The sequence below is a fragment of the Dyadobacter jiangsuensis genome (assembly GCF_003014695.1).
Classification (GTDB): domain Bacteria; phylum Bacteroidota; class Bacteroidia; order Cytophagales; family Spirosomataceae; genus Dyadobacter; species Dyadobacter jiangsuensis.
Window position 1 is genome coordinate 161,209 of the sequence record NZ_PYAS01000002.1, and the last position, 17,979, is coordinate 179,187.

Here is a 17,979-nt window from a genome sequence, read left to right on the forward strand (position 1 = left end):
CCGCGCTAGTGTCGCATAGACGACTTATTGATCACCAAATTAGATTGCAATACCCTGGTCTCAAATTCGGCCGGGGTATTTTTGCTTTCAATGAGGTCCAAAAGCAGTGAAGTCGCCTGCTGCCCCATTTCAAACGACGGCTGGGTGACCGAGCTCACCGGCGGATCGAGGAGAGAGGACATGGCGATGTCACAAAAGCCTACTACCGCTACGTCGTCGGGCATTTTGTAGCCGAGCTGCCGCAATGCCCAGTGAATACCCATGGTAATGCGGTCGCTTGCACCGAAAATAGCGTCGGGACGCTCGCGCAGGGCCATGAGCTGGTAGGTACGCTCGGTACCGCCTGCCTGGGTGATCTCGCTGTGCAGCACCCACTCTTCCTGGAAATCGATTCCGTATTTCCGCAATGCATCCTTATATCCTTCCAAACGAAACCGTGTAATGGACACCGGTTTCGGGCCGGCAATGTGCGCAATGCGCCTGCATCCCCGCTTGATCAAATGCTCCGTGGCATCGAATGCGCCCTTATAGTCGTCCACGCGTACCTTATGGGTGTGCATGGCGTCGCTCACGCGGTCGAAAAACACAACGGGAATGCCCTGTTCCTGTAAAGATGCGAAATGGTCTATATTCTCCGACTGGCTTGAAATGGCCACCACGAGTCCATCCACCCGCCGCGATGCGATATGGCGTGTGGCAGAGCGCTCCCTTTCGAGCAACTCGTGGCTTTGATAGATCATGGTATGATAGCCGCGGCTGTAAGCAATATCCTCCACTCCGCCGATTGCCGAGGAGTAGAACCGGTTGGCAATATCCGGCACAATTACGCCGATCGTTTGCGTGCGGTTTTTGAGCAGGCTGATCGCGATCGGGTTGGGGTAATAGTTGAGCTGCTCGGCCAGATCGATCACCTTTTGCTTGGTTTCTTCACTGATCTCACTGCTGTCGCGCAGCGCCCGAGACACGGTCGATTTGGAAATACCGAGTTGTCTTGCAATCTCTTTAATGGTGATAGAAACCTTTTTCATAGGGCTATATTGAAATAGTACAATCTTACTAAAAATCGGCGAAAATCGCCCGGCGGTCAATGTTGCACAATGTAGCCGGTGTTCGCACAAAGTTCCGGGAAAAATTGCGGGAATGGGAACGGTTCCGGGAACGGTTGCGTAAATTTATTGCTTTTTTTCAAGATTTATTTTTGTGTATCAGCGAATCAGTATTTAAACTAGGTAAATCATCGACGAAGACAAGGGGCTAAATACCACTACAATTCCAGGAAATTTTCTATAATTAACCTAGCTCAGCTAACATGGAGACAAACTCATTTGCCAGTGCATTACCATCAGCCTGTTCCCAGAAAAGTATACTGGAAACCCTGTTTGGCAGAGTGGTGACTAACGGTGATTATAATGCTTTCCGCGAGTTGTTCACGCGCCATTACCGGTCGCTTTGCAACTACGCCATGCGCGTGGTGGTGACGCGGGAGATCGCGGAAGAAGTGGTATCCGATGTATTTGTAAAACTTTGGAAAAATCGTGAGCAGATTGAAGTGCATACTTCGTTTCAGGCTTACATTTACAGAGCTGTGCGCAACCAGGCTTTGGATTACCTGAAACTGCGTATCCATCGTCAGAATGAGCGTGATTCGCTGGAATCGGTGCAGTGGAATATGAACCACGCCGACCATTTTTCACCCGCGGAAGAGCTGTCGTACAACGAATTTTATTCGCATATAGAAGATTGCATCCAGGCGTTGCCGCGCCAGTGCCAGCTCATTTTCCGCCTGAGCCGCGAAGAAGGCCTTCGTTACCGCGACATTGCGGAGCGTTTGGATATTTCCGTCAAAACCGTGGAAACGCAAATGAGCCGCGCATTGAAAGTATTGCGAGAGCGCGTACCGGAGCATCGCCTGGTAGCATAGTATTCGGCGGTCGGCTGTCTATGGTCGGCGGTCAAACATAGTATTTCGGCGGTCGGCTGTCAGCGGTCGGCGGTCAATTTGAATGTTGTTAATAATTAAACCCTGGCCAATGGGAAACCAGAAGCCAAAGTACCTCAATGGCATTAGAACAAACCTGGCGTTGGTTCGGGCCTAACGATCCTGTTTCGTTGCAGGATATCCGTCAGGCCGGAGCAACCGGAATCGTAACCGCATTACATCACATTCCCAACGGCGAAGTTTGGGAAGTATCAGAAATTCAGGCGCGCAAGCAGTTGATCGAAGACGCAGGCCTTACATGGTCGGTCGTGGAAAGCGTGCCCGTGCACGAGTCGATCAAAACACGCTCCGGCGATTTTGAAAAACATATTCTGAATTATCAGCAGTCGCTCCGTAACCTGGGGCAATGCGGTATCGACACCGTGTGCTATAATTTTATGCCCATTCTCGATTGGACGCGCACCGACCTGGACGCGCCGATGAAGGATGGTTCCACGGGCTTGCGGTTCGATGCAACGCAATTCGCGGCATTCGATCTTTACCTGTTGGAAAGGCCGGAGGCAGGAGAGCTGTATACCGACGACCAAAAGCGCGCCGCTAAAATTTGGTTGGATACGTCGTCAGAGGAAGAGAAGCAAAAACTCGTCCGTAACATTATAGCCGGTCTGCCGGGCTCCGAAGAGAGCTTTACGGTGGAGGAATTCAGGAAAGTGCTGAAAACCTACGAGCATATCGGAGACTTTGAGCTGCGTACGCATTTGTACCAGTTCATCCAGGCCATCGGGCCGGTGGCGGAAGAGGCGGGAATCCAATTAGCGATCCACCCGGACGATCCTCCTTATCCGATTCTGGGTCTGCCGCGTGTGGTAAGCACCGAAAATGATGCGGAAATGCTGTTGAAAGCATATGATAAGCAGGCGAACGGCATTTGTTTCTGTACCGGGTCATACGGCGTGAGGCCGGACAATGATTTGGCCGGAATGGTCGACAGGTTGGGCAGCCGCATTCATTTCATCCACCTGCGCGCTACCAAGCGTGAGCACGACGGCAGTTTTTACGAAGCCGATCACCTGGATGGTGACGTGGATATGTACGGTGTGATGCGGGCGTTGGTGTTGGAGCAGAAAAGGCGTGAAAATGAAGGTAGAACCGATTTGAGAATGCCTTTCCGTCCTGATCATGGCCATCGTATGCTCGACGATCTGTCGGCGACGAAGCGTACCAACCCGGGTTATACGGCTATCGGACGCCTGCGCGGGCTTGCGGAGCTGCGCGGCCTCGAATACGGGATTGAAAGAAGTTTGTGATTGTAACAAGAAAGAGAATGGAAACGATTAGCACCGCTGTACAAAAGACCTTCATTTCCGATGATTTCCTCCTCCGTTCGGAAACCGCGCGTATCCTTTACCATGACTATGCAAAGGAAATGCCGATCATCGATTACCACTGTCACCTGCCGCCCGATCAGATCGCGGAAGACAAGCAGTTTGAGAACCTGACGCAAATCTGGCTTTACGGCGACCATTATAAATGGCGGGCCATGCGTGCGAATGGTATCAACGAGCGGTATTGCACCGGCGATGCAAGCGACTGGGAGAAGTTCGAACAATGGGCGGCTACGGTACCGTACACAATGCGTAATCCGCTCTATCACTGGACGCACCTCGAACTGCTCCGCTATTTTGATATTGACATTGTTTTAAATAAACATACAGCCCGCGAGATTTACGATGAGTGCTCGGCGAAGCTGCGCCAGCCCGATTACTCGGTGAAAAGCCTGCTGAACCGCATGAACGTGAAGGTAATCTGCACCACGGATGATCCGACGGACTCGTTGAATTACCACAGCGCGATCAGCGAAAGCGGTTTCGATATCCGCGTATTGCCGACATTCCGGCCGGATAAAGCCATGCTGCTGATTGATTCGCCGGAGGACTTTAAACAATATCTGGCAAAACTGGCGCAATCGGCAGGGACTGGCGAGATTGCTTCTTATGATGCATTGCTGGCCGCATTGCAGAACCGTCATGATTTCTTCGCTTCAATGGGCGGCCGTTTGTCGGATCATGGTTTGGAGCATATTTATGCAGAATTCGACGAGGTTGCGGCACGCGAGGCATTTGCGGCTGCATTCAGAGGCGAGAAACCTTCGGCAAGCCAGGCGCTGGCGTTCAAATCGGTGCTTTTGTATGAAATGGCCAAAATGGACCATGCCAAAGGCTGGACGCAGCAATTCCACCTCGGTGCGTTACGCAACAATAATGAGCGAATGCTCCGGGAACTCGGCCCGGATACCGGCTGGGATTCCATCGGCGATTACAGCCAGGCGCAGGCGCTTTCCAAGTTTTTGAATAAACTCGATTCGACCGACCAACTGGCCAAAACGATTTTGTATAACCTCAATCCGGCCGATAATGAAGTGCTGGCTACGATGACGGGTAACTACAACGACGGTACCGTTGCCGGTAAAATGCAGTTCGGCTCCGGCTGGTGGTTCCTCGACCAGAAGGATGGCATGGAGCGGCAGATGAATGCGCTTTCGAATATGGGCTTGCTAAGCCGTTTCGTGGGAATGCTGACGGATTCACGCAGTTTCCTTTCGTACCCGCGTCATGAATATTTCCGTCGTATTTTGTGTAACCTCATCGGCCAGGATGTCGAGAATGGAGAGTTACCGAACGATATCCAGTGGCTGGGTAAGATGGTGCAGGGTATTTCTTACAACAATGCCAACAAATATTTTGGCTTTTGATTAAAATCCGAATTTAAATACGCTAATAAAAGGAATAGCCCAGACATTTGTTGTGGGCTATTTTAATGTTAATACTTAATTTTGGCGCGTAATCATTTTTCAATGGCCCGTCAGGGAGCTTCATTCTTTGGCAAACGGGCAATAGTTTAAAATATGGCTCAGATAGTATCCTTCGGGGAAGTCCTTATGCGGCTTTCCACTCCTGGTTTTTCCCGTTTTGAACAAGCCCGTCAATTGAATGTAACATATGCTGGTGGCGAAGCGAACGTTTCGACCGCGCTGGCATATTGGGGACACAGCACGGCGCACGTTACCCGTTTCCCTGACTCGCCCATCGGACGTGCGGCGGCTCAGTACCTGCATTTTCATGGCGTCGATACGTCGCATATCCTTTTCGGAGGGCCGAGAATGGCCGTTTACTTCCTTGAAACCGGCGCTGCCATGCGTGGTAGCCAGATCGTATACGACCGGGCCAATTCATCCCTGGCAACGATCGATCCGAAGGAACTGGATTGGGATAATATCCTGAAAGACGCTAAATGGTTTCACTGGGCGGGTATAACCCCTGCATTGTCGCAAGAAGCGGCCGATGCATTGCTGGACGGAATTAAAGCGGCCCGCAAACGCAACATTACCGTGTCGGGTGACATTTTTTACCGCGCCAACTTGTGGAAATATGGTAAAAAACCATCCGATATTCTGCCCGAACTGACTGCCGGAACAGATGTTGTGATTGCCAACAGCATCAATATCAAGGAGATTTTTGACATCGACGGAAACGATTTTGTCGAATCCTGCGTCAATTTACAGAAGGCTTTCCCGCAGGTGAAAACGGTAGTGGATACGAAAAGAACGTCGATCAGCGCGTCGCATAACTTGTTGAGGGCGTTTTTGTGGAATGGCAAGGAACTGCTCGAAACGGAAGACATTGAAATTAACCCGATCATCGACCGCGTAGGCGGCGGCGACGCATTTATCGCGGGTCTTATCCACGGCCTCATTACCTTCGACGACCAGCAAAAAGCACTGGAATTCGGGGTGGCGGCTTCTGCATTGAAGCATACTATCGAAGGCGATGCGTTGATCTCGACGATCGCCGAAGTGGAAGCCATCCGGCAGGGAGAGACCTCAGGAAGAATCAAACGCTAGTAATCTGGCCAACAATCATGGATAAAGAAACAACACTGATATTATTGAACGAAGTGGGCGTATTGCCGCTGTTCTATCATGCAGATATCGAAATCGCCAAAGAGGTGATCAATGCGGCATACCGCGGAGGTGCGCGTGCATTCGAATTCACGAATCGCGGCGACAATGCCTTTAATGTGTTTACGGAGCTTTTGGCTTATGTAAAGGAAAGCCTTCCCGGCCTGTCAATGGGAATCGGGACGATTTATGATGCGGAAACCGCACAAAAATTCATCGATGCCGGTACGGATTTCATCGTGACGCCTTGCCTCAATCCGGCCGTAGGTGAAGCTTGTTTGAAAGCAGGTATTCCCTGGATCCCGGGTATTTCTACCCTGACTGAAATCTACAATGCGCAGCAAGCCGGTGCAGAAGTAGTAAAGCTGTTCCCGGGCGAAGTGGTAGGTTCCGCGTTCGTGCGTGCGATCCGCGGGCCTATGCCGAAGGTGAAAATCATGGTTACGGGCGGCGTACAGCCTACCAAGGAAAGCATCAACGAATGGTTCGGCGCGGGAGCTTACGCTGTTGGTTTAGGCTCAAACCTGTTCCCGAAAGATGTGGTAGCACAAGGTAATTACCCCTGGATCGAACAAAAAGTAGCAGAAAGCATCGCGCTCGTGAAGGAGTTCCGCGCGAATAGCTGATTAGTATTCTAAAATATCGCTCAGGCGGGTGGAGAAATTGAGAAGTACTTCACCGCCTGAAAGCGTTTCTTCAAAATGTACTGCAAGCGGAGGCTTGCCCGGTTCGTAAATGTAGGTTGTCTGGCTTTTCGGACACACAAGCCAGGCAAGCCTCACGCCGTTTTCAATCCACTTCAGCATTTTTCGTTCCAGGTAACGGAGGCTATCTGTTTTGGATTGTAATTCAATCACAAAATCCGGCGCCATGTATGGGAACGAATTCTTTTCATCGTCTGTCAGCGCATTCCAGCGGTCTATTTGTATCCAGGCAACGTCCGGCACCTGCATGGACCTGTCTTGAAGAAAAAAACCTCCATTTGATTCAATTACCCTTCCTCCCTTTTTCTTGCGGTTCCAAATAGCTATTTCGGCGATTAATTCACTGTTGTTAGAACTGCCAAGGAGAAAGGTGGGTGTCATAGTGATGTGTAGTTGACCATTTTCATCCCTTTCCACCATCAATTCGGGATTGGCCACACAGAATGCGACCAACTCGTCGTCGGTGAAATACGGATGTGCAGGTATGTTCAATGGGAGAATCATAATGTGCTTTTTATCAAATATAAGCATTTACCAAAATGAATGCCAATTGACTTTCTCCCGCATAATTTTGTAACTTATAAGGCAATTAGCCGTGACAAAATTATGCTTACCGTTGCCATCATCATTTCGCTGGTCCTGTTTTCGCTCGGGTTTATCGTGACGCCCGGTAATGCGAAGTACCTGTTATCGGGGTACAATACGATGTCCGAGGCCGATCGCGCGAAGATGGACATCGTTTCCTACGTCAAGTTTTTCAATCGGTTCCATATATTTCTGGGTATTAGCGAGTTGGCTGGAGTGCTGATTCTGAACGCTTTTAATCCCAACTGGGCTACGGTGTTCATGGTGATGTACCCGCTGCTGGCGTATGTGTACATGATCGCCGTGGGCAACCGCTATTACACGGGAACGAGCGGTCAGCGTGTGGGAACCTACATCGTTATGGCCATTATCCTTGTGGTGGTGGTAGGCGTAGGTTATCTGATGTTTACAGGAATGAAGAACAGCGAGATATCTATGACTGCCGACGCTTTGGAGATCAAAGGGCTTTCGGGGATCAAAGTAGCACGTGATGAAGTGACGGGTTTCGATGTGACGGACAGTCTGCCCGATATTACGAGTAAAGCAAACGGCTTCGCAGGCGGAGAATTTGCCAAAGGTGCATTCAAGACAGGCGATGGACGCATTGTCAGATTGTATATCAATAAAAAATCCCATCCCTACCTGCTGATCAAGACAGTTGGGGATGAGATCTATTTCAGTTCTGATGAAATCTCGGCTACCGAGCTATACAATCACCTTAAAGCGTGGAAGTCCCGGTAAAGACCGGCTCGGTTATATAACCTTTCACGGCGTCGGCAAAGCCCGGCAGGAGCGTGAGGTCGGTATCCCAAAGTGATGCGTCGCTCAACACCTGTTGCGCCAGATCTACCGGTGATGCGGCATTCTTCCATTTTTCATCGAAATAAGCCGCAGCATCGCAGCGGATCGGGTACGACTGACCGTCGCGTTCGCCGAAATAGGCATTGTCCTTATGCACGACAGGCTTCATAAACCGCAGAAATGCCGCAAATCCTTTGGCAAACAGTGCAGGCACTTCGTCGGACTTCTGGTAATGGCTCAGAAGCGTCGGAATGTTGCGCATTTTCATCTTGGCAGTGTATTGCACGGTAATGTCGATCAGCTGGTGGCGGATGAACGGGTTCCGGAAGCGATCGAGTACCTGGTTGCCGAATTCCTGCGCCTTCGCAGGGTCGACAGCGTACGGGATCGCGGGTGCAAGTTCTTTCAGCATCACATCCGCGATAAATTGTGCAGTTTCGGCATTTTCCATTGCCTCGCGAACTGTGTCCAGGCCGTGCAGGTAAGCAAGCCCAGATGCCAGCGTATGAGTGCCATTCAGTAATCTCAATTTGAGCTCCCGGAACAGGTCTATATCCGGCTCGATGACCACGCCTTTGTCGGCCTTGGCAAAGCTCAGTACGTCGCGCACGTGCTGGTCACCTTCGATGGCCCAGAGGCGGTAAACCTCGGAAACGATCAGCAAATCATCTCGGAAACCATGTTTTTCGGAAAGTGCTGCCACTGTTTCCGCATCGGGCTTGCCGGGAACAATGCGGTCGACCAGCGAGCTGCAAAAGTGGTTATGGTTTTCAAGCCAATAAATAAACGCCCTGTCTAGGTCATGCCGCTGAGCCTGTTCGAGAACGATGGCTTTCAGTTTAGGGCCATTGCCGACGATCAGCTCCGTAGGAACGATTACCATACCCGACTCTGGCGCACCGTTGAATGCTTTGTAGCGTTCCAGCAAATAGGCTGTCAGCTTGCCCGGAAAGGACACCGGCGGATTGGCGAAAATATCGTCGTCGGCCAGTTGAATACCGACTTCAGTTGTATTTGAAATAACAATATTAAGCTCTGAGCTGTGCGCACATTCGAGAATATCGGCCCAGTCACTGGCGGCCGCTAGCGTGCGGCTAATGCTGGTGTTGATGAGGGATTCATCGACTTGGCTGCCGTTTTCAATTCCGCGGATGCTGTGGGAGAAAACATTCTGCTGTTCCGCAAATGCGTCGGTTCCCCCGGTGCTGGTCGATTTCACGACGACGATCCGGCCGTTGAATATGCCCTGGGCATTGGCCTTGTTTACAAAATAGTCGGGCAGGCCGCGCAATAGCACACCCGTACCGAACTGGATGATTTTTTCAGGCAATGCAAGAAGTTTCCGGTGATCGGGAAGAAGTTCCGGCTGCTGGTCGAGCAGTTGGGGAGATAGCTGCGGTAACGACATTTTTTAGTAGATAAAAGGTTTGACAATATGACGCCGTTTGGAAAGCATAACCCCTAAACAAAAAGAGGCACCTTTTCGGTACCTCTTTCGCATATTCTTAAGTCTGGCCTAAACCGTCATGGTAGCAAATCCGCTTTCTTCTTTTTCTTTCTTTTCATCGGGAAAAACGAAGTTCATCGGGTTATTCACTTTTTCGGGAAGCAGCGCGATACCAAGTACCTCATCGACCTGATCCACATAATGGAAGGTCAGGTCCTTGATGTAATTCGCCGGTACTTCCTCCACGTCCTTGCGGTTCTTCACGCAAAGAATGATTTCCCGTACACCCGCGCGACGGGCTGCCAGGATTTTCTCTTTCACGCCACCCACGGGAAGTACTTTTCCGCGCAATGTGATCTCGCCGGTCATCGCGATATATGGTTTCACGCGACGCTGTGTAAATATCGATGCCATCGAAGTGGCCATCGTCACACCCGCGCTAGGGCCGTCCTTGGGCACTGCGCCCGCTGGCACGTGTACGTGGAGATCGTAATGGTTGAAAATGCGGTAATCGATGCCCAGCCTTTCTGCATTGGCTTTGAGATACGATAATGCGGCAACAGCCGATTCTTTCATCACATCGCCCAACTGGCCGGATAGTGTCAGCCCGCCTTTTCCGCGGCTCAGGCTCGTTTCGATGAACAGGATTTCTCCGCCTACCGAGGTCCATGCAAGGCCGGTCACGACACCTGCAAAGTCATTGTCCTGATACAGGTCTTTATCAAAAATTTCTGCACCGAGGTATTTCTCTATTTGGTCGGCTTTAACGGTCTTGGGATAATCCTGCTCCATCGCCACCGATTTTGCAATCTTGCGGACAACTGTGCCTACCTTTTGTTCGAGGTTGCGCACACCCGACTCACGGGTATAGCCTTCGATCACTTTCAGCAATGCCGCGTCGTCCACTTTCACATCCGTCGATTTCAAACCGTGATCCTTACGCTGCTTTGGAACGAGGTAGCGTTTCGCGATCTGCAATTTCTCTTCGATGGTGTAGCCGGTCATTTCGATGATCTCCATCCGATCGCGCAATGCGGGATGAATGGTGTCCAGCGAGTTGGCAGTGGCTACAAAAAGGACTTTCGAAAGGTCGTACTCTACTTCGAGATAGTTGTCGGTAAATGACGAGTTCTGCTCTGGGTCGAGTACTTCCAGCAATGCGGAGGAAGGGTCGCCGCGGTAATCGGAGCTCACCTTATCGATTTCATCGAGGATGAACACCGGATTGGCAGAGCCTGCCTTTTTAATATTCTGAATGATCTTACCCGGCATCGCACCGATGTAAGTTTTGCGGTGGCCGCGGATTTCGGCTTCATCGTGTACGCCGCCGAGCGCCATACGGATATACTCCCGGTTCAATGCCTTTGCAATAGACTTGCCGAGCGAGGTTTTACCCACACCCGGAGGGCCATAAAGGCAAAGAATCGGCGCTTTCAGATTACCTTTTAGCTTCAACACTGCCAGGTATTCAATAATGCGCTCTTTCACCTTTTCGAGTCCGAAATGATCGGCGTCGAGGATTTTTTGCGCCCTTACCAGGTCAAAATTGTCCTTGGTATATTGTCCCCATGGCAAATCCACCAGTGTTTCCAGGTAATTCATCGTTACCGGGTATTCCGGGGCCATCGGATTAACGCGCTGCAACTTGCTGAGCTCTTTTTCGAAATGTGCCTTCACGGGCTCCGACCATTTTTTCTGGCTGGCTTTCAGGCGGATCTCGTCGAGATCGCGCTCCGGGCTGTCCATTCCGAGTTCGTCATGCAAAACTTTGATCTGCTGGCGAAGGAAGTAGTCGCGCTGCTGCTGGTCGATATCCGAGCTCGCTTTGGTCTGGATCTCCCGTTTCAATTCCAGCATTTCGATTTCGCGCATCATGTATTGCAGCAAAAGCGTAGCCTGCTTGTGGCCATTGCGTTCTTCGAGCAATTTCTGCTTATCGGCGATTTCGACATTGATATTCGACGACAGGAAATGGATCAGGAAGATCGGGCTTTCGATGTTGTCCAATGCAATGCGTGCTTCCTGCGGGATTTCCGGGTTCAGGCGCATGATCTTGTGCGCACCATCACGCAGCGATTGCAGTAATGCTTTCGCTTCTTTTTTGGTGGGCCCTACGAATGAATCCTCGATCGGACGCACTTCGGCGGTCAGGTAAGGTTCTTCGTTTACAATGGCTTTGATTTCGAAGCGCTGGCGACCCTGCACGATGATCGTTACGTTGCCATCCGGCAGGGTAATCATTTTCAGGATCTGCGCGACGGTACCAATGTTGTAAAGGTCCTCAGCCGTAGGGTCTTCCTTGTTGGGAATGGCCTGAGTGACGGCACCGAGAATACGCTGATTGATATCGGAGTTGCGGTATATCTTTTTTACAAGCCTGATGGCTTTCTGGCGCACCACTGTCACGGGAATGACCATCCCCGGGAAGAGCACCGTTTGCCTGATCGGAAGTATCGCTAATTCATTGGGAAGTTCAAAGGGCTCGTCAGAGCCGTCGGGGCCACCAAGAGGAACGATTTCAAGGCTATCCATGTCCGAGTCAGACATCAGCAGCCGGCTATATAGATCAGAAGGTTCAAATTTCATAGGCATTCTGTCAAATTGACAGATATTCTTTTCCCAATATATAAATAATGACTTTCAAAAGAAAGGCATTATAAAACAAAATAGCCGTGCCACTACACATTATGTCATGCATTTTTATGAGCGGTCACAAACCTATTACAGCAGGTGAGAAGTCTGTCCTTTCTTAAATAAAAGTGTCTTTTTTTCGGACTGGAACTTAACGTTGGTCATATTGACCTGATCGTCAAAAACTTCCATGAGCGTAACGTTCAAAAGTTTGCAGCCGTTCAAAGCGCCCTGGAAAGGGATTTCGAGATACACCCACGTTGCATCAGCTTCCTGTTCTTTCCCGACATATTTGATAGGGGTATTTTTTTTCTGACTATCTGTCAAAACAAATGATTTGCGAATGTATTCTTCAACGAAACGATCATTTTGATCATTGTCTTTGATCACAAAACGTTGTTTGGAGTGGCTTTGCGACAATGCTTTTTCAAGATCGTCAGTGAATATCCGGATACTTACTTCGAACGATTTGGACGAAGCATTGTATTGCATTTGCGTCACCGAAACGTGGTAGTCGTGTTTCGGGTTGAAGGACGTCAGGAGGAGGAGGAGGGAGGAAAGGAGGAAGGGGAGGAAGGGGAGGAAGGAGGAAGGGGAAAAAGTCAGAAAGTCAGGAAAGTGAAATGACCCTCCTGACCCCCTGACTACTTTCCTTTCTTCCCTTTCCTCCATCCTCCCTTTCCTCCCTTTTCTTAAAATACCGCTTTCCATACGTCGTTGAAAATGGCGAATGCCATCAGGCCTAAAAGCAGTACCATACCAACTTTCTGAGCGTTTTCAAGGAATTTGTCGGAAGGCTTGCGGCCTGAGATAATTTCATAGGAAAGGATCACCGCGTGGCCGCCGTCCAATGCAGGGATAGGCAGTGCATTCATGAATGCGAGCACCATCGATAGCAGGCCGGTGAGTTGCCAGAAACGGCCCCAATCCCAAACGCCACCAAACATACGTGCGATGCCGATTGGACCACTCAGCGCCTTGGAAGCGGATACTTCACCGCGGAATATTTTGCCGAAACCTTTGATATTGTTATACACTACGCCGAAGGCATTCTCTGTGCCAATCGCTACCGCTTCGCCGAAAGTATACTGAACGACCGTCGAATGGAGAAGACTTTCAGGGTAGAACCCGAGCGTTCCGTCTTCGGTTATGGCCGCTTTCAATGATTTTTGTGCGCCACCGCGCTGCACCACCAGGACAGCTTCTTTTCCTTTCAGTTTTTCCAGTTCCGCCTGCAATTCGTGGAAGAAACGGATAGGCGTGCCGTTGATGGAGGTAATCTGGTCGCCCACTTCTACGCCCGCTTTTTCGGCTGGCATTCCCGGGATCAGTTCGGCGATCTTGAAAGGCTCCATCGCACGGATGAAATTCCGTTTCTCGTCGGGGTCAGATAGTTTCTCAATGAAATTGTTGGGAATCTCGATCTGTACATCCTGTCCGTTGCGGTCAACGGTGTAGGAGCTGTTGCTTCCCAGGAAAACCTCTGAGCTGATCACATCACTGAAATCCGTGAAAGGCTTGCCATTCACTCGGACTATTTTGTCGCCTGTTTTCAGGCCGATCTCTTGTGCAAGCTCACCTGCCACGATACCATATTTATTGACTTCGTCGATCGACAGGAATTGTCTGCCGTCGTGATAAGCGATAGCGATGAAAATGATGATACCGACGACCACGTTCACGATAATCCCGCCTAGCATCACGATCAGCCGTTGCCAGGCTGGTTTCGAACGGAATTCCCACGGTTGCGGCTCCTGGTTCATCGCCTCGGTGTCCATCGACTCGTCGATCATCCCGGAAATCTTTACAAACCCGCCCAGCGGGATAGCACCTATTCCATATTCTGTTTCGCCTTTCTGAAAACTGAAAATTTTAGGAGGAAAGCCTATAAAGTATTTTTCAACCCTCATTCCGAACAATTTTGCGGCGGCCATGTGCCCCCACTCATGCAACCCCACCAGGATCGACAGGCCGAGGATAAGCTGCCCTGCCATGATCAATATTTCCAATGCTTTCTGTAATTCCATTCAGGTTTTGTAATCGTTACGGGTTAATTGTTAATCAAAAAAGTTCGATCTCCGCTACCGGATCAGTGTTTTAAACGTAAATGTAAACAGTAAAGTTACGCAAATCCGCAAACAACCGTACAAATGCCCGGTATCAGTGTGCAAGCGGGGTTTTGTCGGGGCCGATAGCAATGCCCATCATCCGCATCAGCTCCGACGCGTTGAAACTTCGGCAAATGCCTTCGTGCAAACGATAATCGAAATGCAGCTGGCCATTCTCCACATCCGACCGGAAATGGAAGTTATGGATGTAGGTTTCGGTCGCGCCCCATTCGCCGAGTTCGAGATCGTGGGTGGATACCATACCGGACGCTTTTTTGGAATGCAGCTGGCGGATCAGCGCCTCCGCGCCCCGGTGGCGGTCGGCGGAGTTAGTGCCTTTCAATATCTCGTCGAGCAGATAGAAAACCGGCGCTTCGGCATTTCCATCCGACAATTCGAGCAGTTTCCGCAGGCGTTTAAGCTCTGCATAAAATGACGACGTGCTTTCTTCCAGCGAGTCTTGCGTACGCATGCTGCTGAACACCCGCACAGGCGAGCAAACGAATGCGCCCGCGCTCACGACCGCGCCCATTTGCGCAAGGACGAGGTTAAGGCCAATCGTTCTCAAAAAGGTACTTTTTCCCGACATATTTGAGCCGGTTACGAGTATCGTCTTTCCTGTTCCCTGCATTGAGAAGTCATTACTGATCCGTTTTGCGGTGGGAATCAGCGGGTGGCCGAGCGAAGTAGCGGCGATTGTAACCTCGGCAGTGTCGTTGACAGCGGGCACAATATATTCCGGGTTAGCAAATGCGTGACCTGCCAGGCTGTTCATTGCCTCGGTATCGGCCAGTACGTCGAGCCAATCGGTGAGATGCTGGTGATGCACGGCTTTCCAGTCTTCGAGGCTGGCGAGGCAATGCATGTCCCAGAGTGTGGGAATGCCGATGAAAATGGCGAAGTAGGGATTGTTGCGGTAGTCCAGCTTTTCGAAGAGGTTACCGACCTTCGCCAATGCTGCCGAAGAGCCGGTGATCTGCGCCTTTCTCACCTGCCACCACGCCGATTGATACGGTGCGTGCTCCGCTTTTTTCAACAAATCGGAATAAGCGGTGAGCGTTTGGCCCATCGAGGTCGTGCGGTTGGCGAGCAATTTCACAAAGTCGGCATAGCGGCCTGATATGAAAAGATGAATCCCAAGGCTGATCAACACAGCAATGCCTGGCACGATACCTGCGAAATACAATACCGCGATCACCAGAGTAAGCAGCGGGTACCAGCGCAGCGGTAACGCGTTTTTCAATGGCATGGGAAATGGCTCCACTACCCATGCCTGGAACTCGCCCACGTGTTTGGCCGCGTGCTCGTGAAGCAATGCGGTCGCTTCCCATTGCTGGATGAGCTCGGGATGTTGGCTGAAATCGGTGGCGGCTGCTTGCCGAAGGCCTACCTCGGTTGCATTAGCCGGGTTTTTGAGCCAGTTCGCCAGTCGGCGGCTTCCTTCTGAGGTGCGGCTGCGGTTGAGAAGTTTGAAAAGAGAAAAGTCGCCGAAAATGTCCAGATCGTCCGAGTAATTATGGTCTTTTTCACGGAATTCGGAACCCGTTTCGGGCCTTTTAAAGCGCAGATCTAGCCGGGCCAGTTCGTCGTCGTTAATGGCTACCAGGTTTCGCTGAAAGTTCCGGTTGGTTCGGGCTTCCTGCTGTTTCCGCATCAGGATAAGGAACACCACAAGGAACACCAATATCCCTATTCCCCAGTAGGCAATGCCGGTTTTGTTCCAGACCACCGCCAGTATCACCATGCCCGCGAATGCAGCCAGGCGCAGCAGAGCTATATTTTTAAACCTTTCATGTTCCCTTTGTTCCGATATGGCCGCTTTGTCTTTTTGTGCCTGAAAAAATGTGCGTGATTCGGACCGGGTTGTTTCAGTATTTTTCATGAAAGGGTTTCAACGTTTTCAAATTGTAGTTTGATAAGGTTGGCGTATAAGCCGTCGGGAATGGTGCTTAATGCCTGGTGTGTTCCCGATTCCGCAATCCGGCCTTCACGCAGGACGTAGATCATATCGACCTTACGAATGGTGGCGAGCCGGTGCGCGATCACGATCGTCGTGCGGTTTTTCATCAGCTCATCCAATGCGACCTGAACGAGCTTTTCGGATTCCGCGTCGAGCGAGCTGGTCGCTTCGTCGAGAATGAGGATTTTAGGGTCTTTTAAAATAGCCCTTGCAATGGCAATGCGCTGCCGCTGGCCGCCGGAGAGCTTAATGCCCCGCTCGCCTACGATAGTCTCAAACCCTTCGGGAAAAGACTCGATAAATTCCAGTGCATGGGCGCGCGCGGCGGCATCGATAATGGCTTCACGAGAGGCCGAAGGTTTTCCGTAAGCAATGTTTTCGTAGATCGTTCCGCCAAAAAGCATCACTTCCTGCGGCACGATCGCGATGTTTTTCCTTAATGCCGAAAGGCCATATTCCCGGACAGGCTTGCTATCGACGAGGATTTCGCCGGATTGATATTCATAGAAACGCATGAGCAGCTGAACGATGGTAGATTTGCCCGCGCCGCTGTATCCTACCAAAGCTATTTTCTCGCCTGCCTGAATATCCAGCGAAACGCCTTTTAAAACCGGCAGATCGGGACGCGATGGATAAGCAAAATGGATATCCTGATAAGTCACACGGCCTTCTACGTGACTTGCCACCGCATTTTGCGCTTCATCCACCGAAACCTCGGGCGTTTCTGCCAAAATTTCGAAAATGCGTTCGGACGCTCCCACCGTGCGGCTGATTTGAGCATACAAATCACCCATTCCGCTGATCGACGCGCCGATGAAAGTGGTGTAAAGGATAAATGTAAACAGATCCGAAAGTCCGAACTCGCCCGCTTGTACCAATGCCGCGCCATACCATACCACGCCTACGATCCCGCCGAATGTAGCGAAAATGATAAACGACACGAATCCGCCCCGGAACCGCGCCGCGTACAACGTCAGGTCAACCACCCGGTCGAGAATTGTCCGGTACCGGTTGATTTCCAGCGGCTCATTGGTAAATGCCTTTACGACATTTACGGATTGCAACGTTTCTTCCACCACCACGTTCGCAGCCGCAAGCTGATCCTGTGCCTTGCGCGAGAGCCTGCGCGTATGCCGTCCGAAGAATACCGAAGCCACGCCCAGAATGGGTACCGTCGCGAGCATGAAGAGCGTCAGTTTCCAGGAAGTATAAAACAAAATGGACATTCCGACGATCAGCGTGGCCAGCTGCCGGAAGAGTTCCGCGAGTGTAAATGACAGCAAACCTTGCAGTTGCGAAACATCGGAAGTAATGCGGCTGGTGAGTTCACCCACGCGACGTTCTTCGAGAAACGGCACGGGCAATGTGATGATCTTGCTGAAAACATCGAGCCTGATGTTATTAACAGCCTTTTCACTGACTTTGGAAAAAAGATAGATCCGAAAGAACGAAAATATGGCCTGGCCCAGCAACACCACGAAAAGCAGTAGGGTGATTTGATTGATCGTGAACCGGGATTTGCCCTCAATGACCTCGATAATGCTTCCAACGAGTTTCGGAAATGCCAGGGACGTACCGGTGGACAATGCCAGGAACAGCATCCCCGCCGCGAACATCATACGATAGGGCCGCAGGTAACGCAGCAGCCGGAGTGTAATTTTCAATCCTTCCCACCTGATTTTTTTTACGGCAAATGGAGAGGGGGTTTCCTTGTCGGGCAAGGACTTGCCAGTTTCATTATTGGCCATTGGATATGAGGTACACCGGGAATCAGCTTAAACCCGGTTTGGATAAACATTCGATAGCTGGTCTGCAAAAGTACGCATTATTTAAAAGTCACCCGGGC

General features: G+C 50.8%; 14 protein-coding genes. 6 read left to right on the top strand and 8 right to left on the bottom strand.

The window, feature by feature from the left end; genetic code table 11:
- Nucleotides 1-5: 5 nt before the first annotated feature.
- A complete protein-coding gene (locus CLV60_RS03940; RefSeq protein ID WP_090156108.1) occupies nucleotides 6-1,028 on the bottom strand; it encodes a LacI family DNA-binding transcriptional regulator in 1,023 nt (340 codons plus the stop codon).
- A 281-nt stretch (nucleotides 1,029-1,309) separates the two neighbouring features.
- Here CLV60_RS03940 and CLV60_RS03945 point away from each other — a divergent pair, with 281 nt between their 5' ends.
- The 5 genes from CLV60_RS03945 (at nucleotide 1,310) to CLV60_RS03965 (ending at nucleotide 6,523) form a co-directional block, all read left to right on the top strand.
- Nucleotides 1,310-1,921, top strand: a complete 612-nt coding sequence (locus tag CLV60_RS03945) for an RNA polymerase sigma-70 factor (RefSeq protein ID WP_106594101.1) — start codon at nucleotides 1,310-1,312, stop codon at nucleotides 1,919-1,921.
- A gap of 137 nt (nucleotides 1,922-2,058) precedes the next feature.
- Nucleotides 2,059-3,246: a mannonate dehydratase gene (uxuA, locus tag CLV60_RS03950; RefSeq protein WP_106594102.1), complete on the top strand. Its 1,188-nt coding sequence runs from the start codon at nucleotides 2,059-2,061 to the stop codon at nucleotides 3,244-3,246.
- A 17-nt stretch (nucleotides 3,247-3,263) separates the two neighbouring features.
- On the top strand, nucleotides 3,264-4,691 hold the full coding sequence (gene uxaC, locus CLV60_RS03955; protein ID WP_106594103.1) for a glucuronate isomerase: 1,428 nt from the start codon (nucleotides 3,264-3,266) through the stop codon (nucleotides 4,689-4,691).
- A 153-nt stretch (nucleotides 4,692-4,844) separates the two neighbouring features.
- Nucleotides 4,845-5,840 carry a sugar kinase gene (locus CLV60_RS03960; RefSeq protein WP_106594104.1) on the top strand — a complete coding sequence of 332 codons (996 nt, stop codon included), beginning with the start codon at nucleotides 4,845-4,847 and terminating at the stop codon, nucleotides 5,838-5,840.
- 17 nt (nucleotides 5,841-5,857) lie between these two features.
- Nucleotides 5,858-6,523: a bifunctional 4-hydroxy-2-oxoglutarate aldolase/2-dehydro-3-deoxy-phosphogluconate aldolase gene (locus CLV60_RS03965; protein WP_106594105.1), complete on the top strand. Its 666-nt coding sequence runs from the start codon at nucleotides 5,858-5,860 to the stop codon at nucleotides 6,521-6,523.
- Here the strand turns inward: CLV60_RS03965 and CLV60_RS03970 are convergent, their stop codons facing one another.
- Nucleotides 6,524-7,105, bottom strand: a complete 582-nt coding sequence (locus tag CLV60_RS03970) for a Uma2 family endonuclease (protein ID WP_106594106.1) — start codon at nucleotides 7,103-7,105, stop codon at nucleotides 6,524-6,526.
- 102 nt (nucleotides 7,106-7,207) lie between these two features.
- On the opposite strand from CLV60_RS03970, the gene CLV60_RS03975 reads away from it, so the two are divergent.
- Nucleotides 7,208-7,927 (top strand): DUF3784 domain-containing protein, encoded by a 720-nt coding sequence (locus CLV60_RS03975; protein ID WP_106594483.1) that lies wholly within the window; start codon nucleotides 7,208-7,210, stop codon nucleotides 7,925-7,927.
- Here the strand turns inward: CLV60_RS03975 and CLV60_RS03980 are convergent.
- The 6 genes from CLV60_RS03980 to CLV60_RS04005 all read right to left on the bottom strand — a co-directional run bounded on the left by CLV60_RS03980 (nucleotide 7,905) and on the right by CLV60_RS04005 (nucleotide 17,881).
- Nucleotides 7,905-9,395 (bottom strand): tagaturonate reductase, encoded by a 1,491-nt coding sequence (locus CLV60_RS03980; RefSeq protein WP_106594107.1) that lies wholly within the window; start codon nucleotides 9,393-9,395, stop codon nucleotides 7,905-7,907. The genes CLV60_RS03975 and CLV60_RS03980 overlap by 23 nt on opposite strands.
- 108 nt (nucleotides 9,396-9,503) lie before the next feature.
- Nucleotides 9,504-11,981 carry an endopeptidase La gene (gene lon, locus CLV60_RS03985; protein ID WP_211302185.1) on the bottom strand — a complete coding sequence of 826 codons (2,478 nt, stop codon included), beginning with the start codon at nucleotides 11,979-11,981 and terminating at the stop codon, nucleotides 9,504-9,506.
- A gap of 174 nt (nucleotides 11,982-12,155) precedes the next feature.
- On the bottom strand, nucleotides 12,156-12,737 hold the full coding sequence (locus CLV60_RS03990) for a DUF6702 family protein (RefSeq protein ID WP_229210812.1): 582 nt from the start codon (nucleotides 12,735-12,737) through the stop codon (nucleotides 12,156-12,158).
- 20 nt (nucleotides 12,738-12,757) lie between these two features.
- Nucleotides 12,758-14,074 carry an RIP metalloprotease RseP gene (gene rseP / locus CLV60_RS03995; RefSeq protein WP_106594484.1) on the bottom strand — a complete coding sequence of 439 codons (1,317 nt, stop codon included), beginning with the start codon at nucleotides 14,072-14,074 and terminating at the stop codon, nucleotides 12,758-12,760.
- Between the two features lie 151 nt (nucleotides 14,075-14,225).
- Nucleotides 14,226-16,055 carry a MutS-related protein gene (locus CLV60_RS04000; RefSeq protein ID WP_106594110.1) on the bottom strand — a complete coding sequence of 610 codons (1,830 nt, stop codon included), beginning with the start codon at nucleotides 16,053-16,055 and terminating at the stop codon, nucleotides 14,226-14,228.
- A complete protein-coding gene (locus CLV60_RS04005; RefSeq protein WP_106594111.1) occupies nucleotides 16,052-17,881 on the bottom strand; it encodes an ABC transporter ATP-binding protein in 1,830 nt (609 codons plus the stop codon). Before CLV60_RS04005 ends, CLV60_RS04000 begins: the two co-directional genes overlap by 4 nt.
- Between the last annotated feature and the right edge of the window lie 98 nt (nucleotides 17,882-17,979).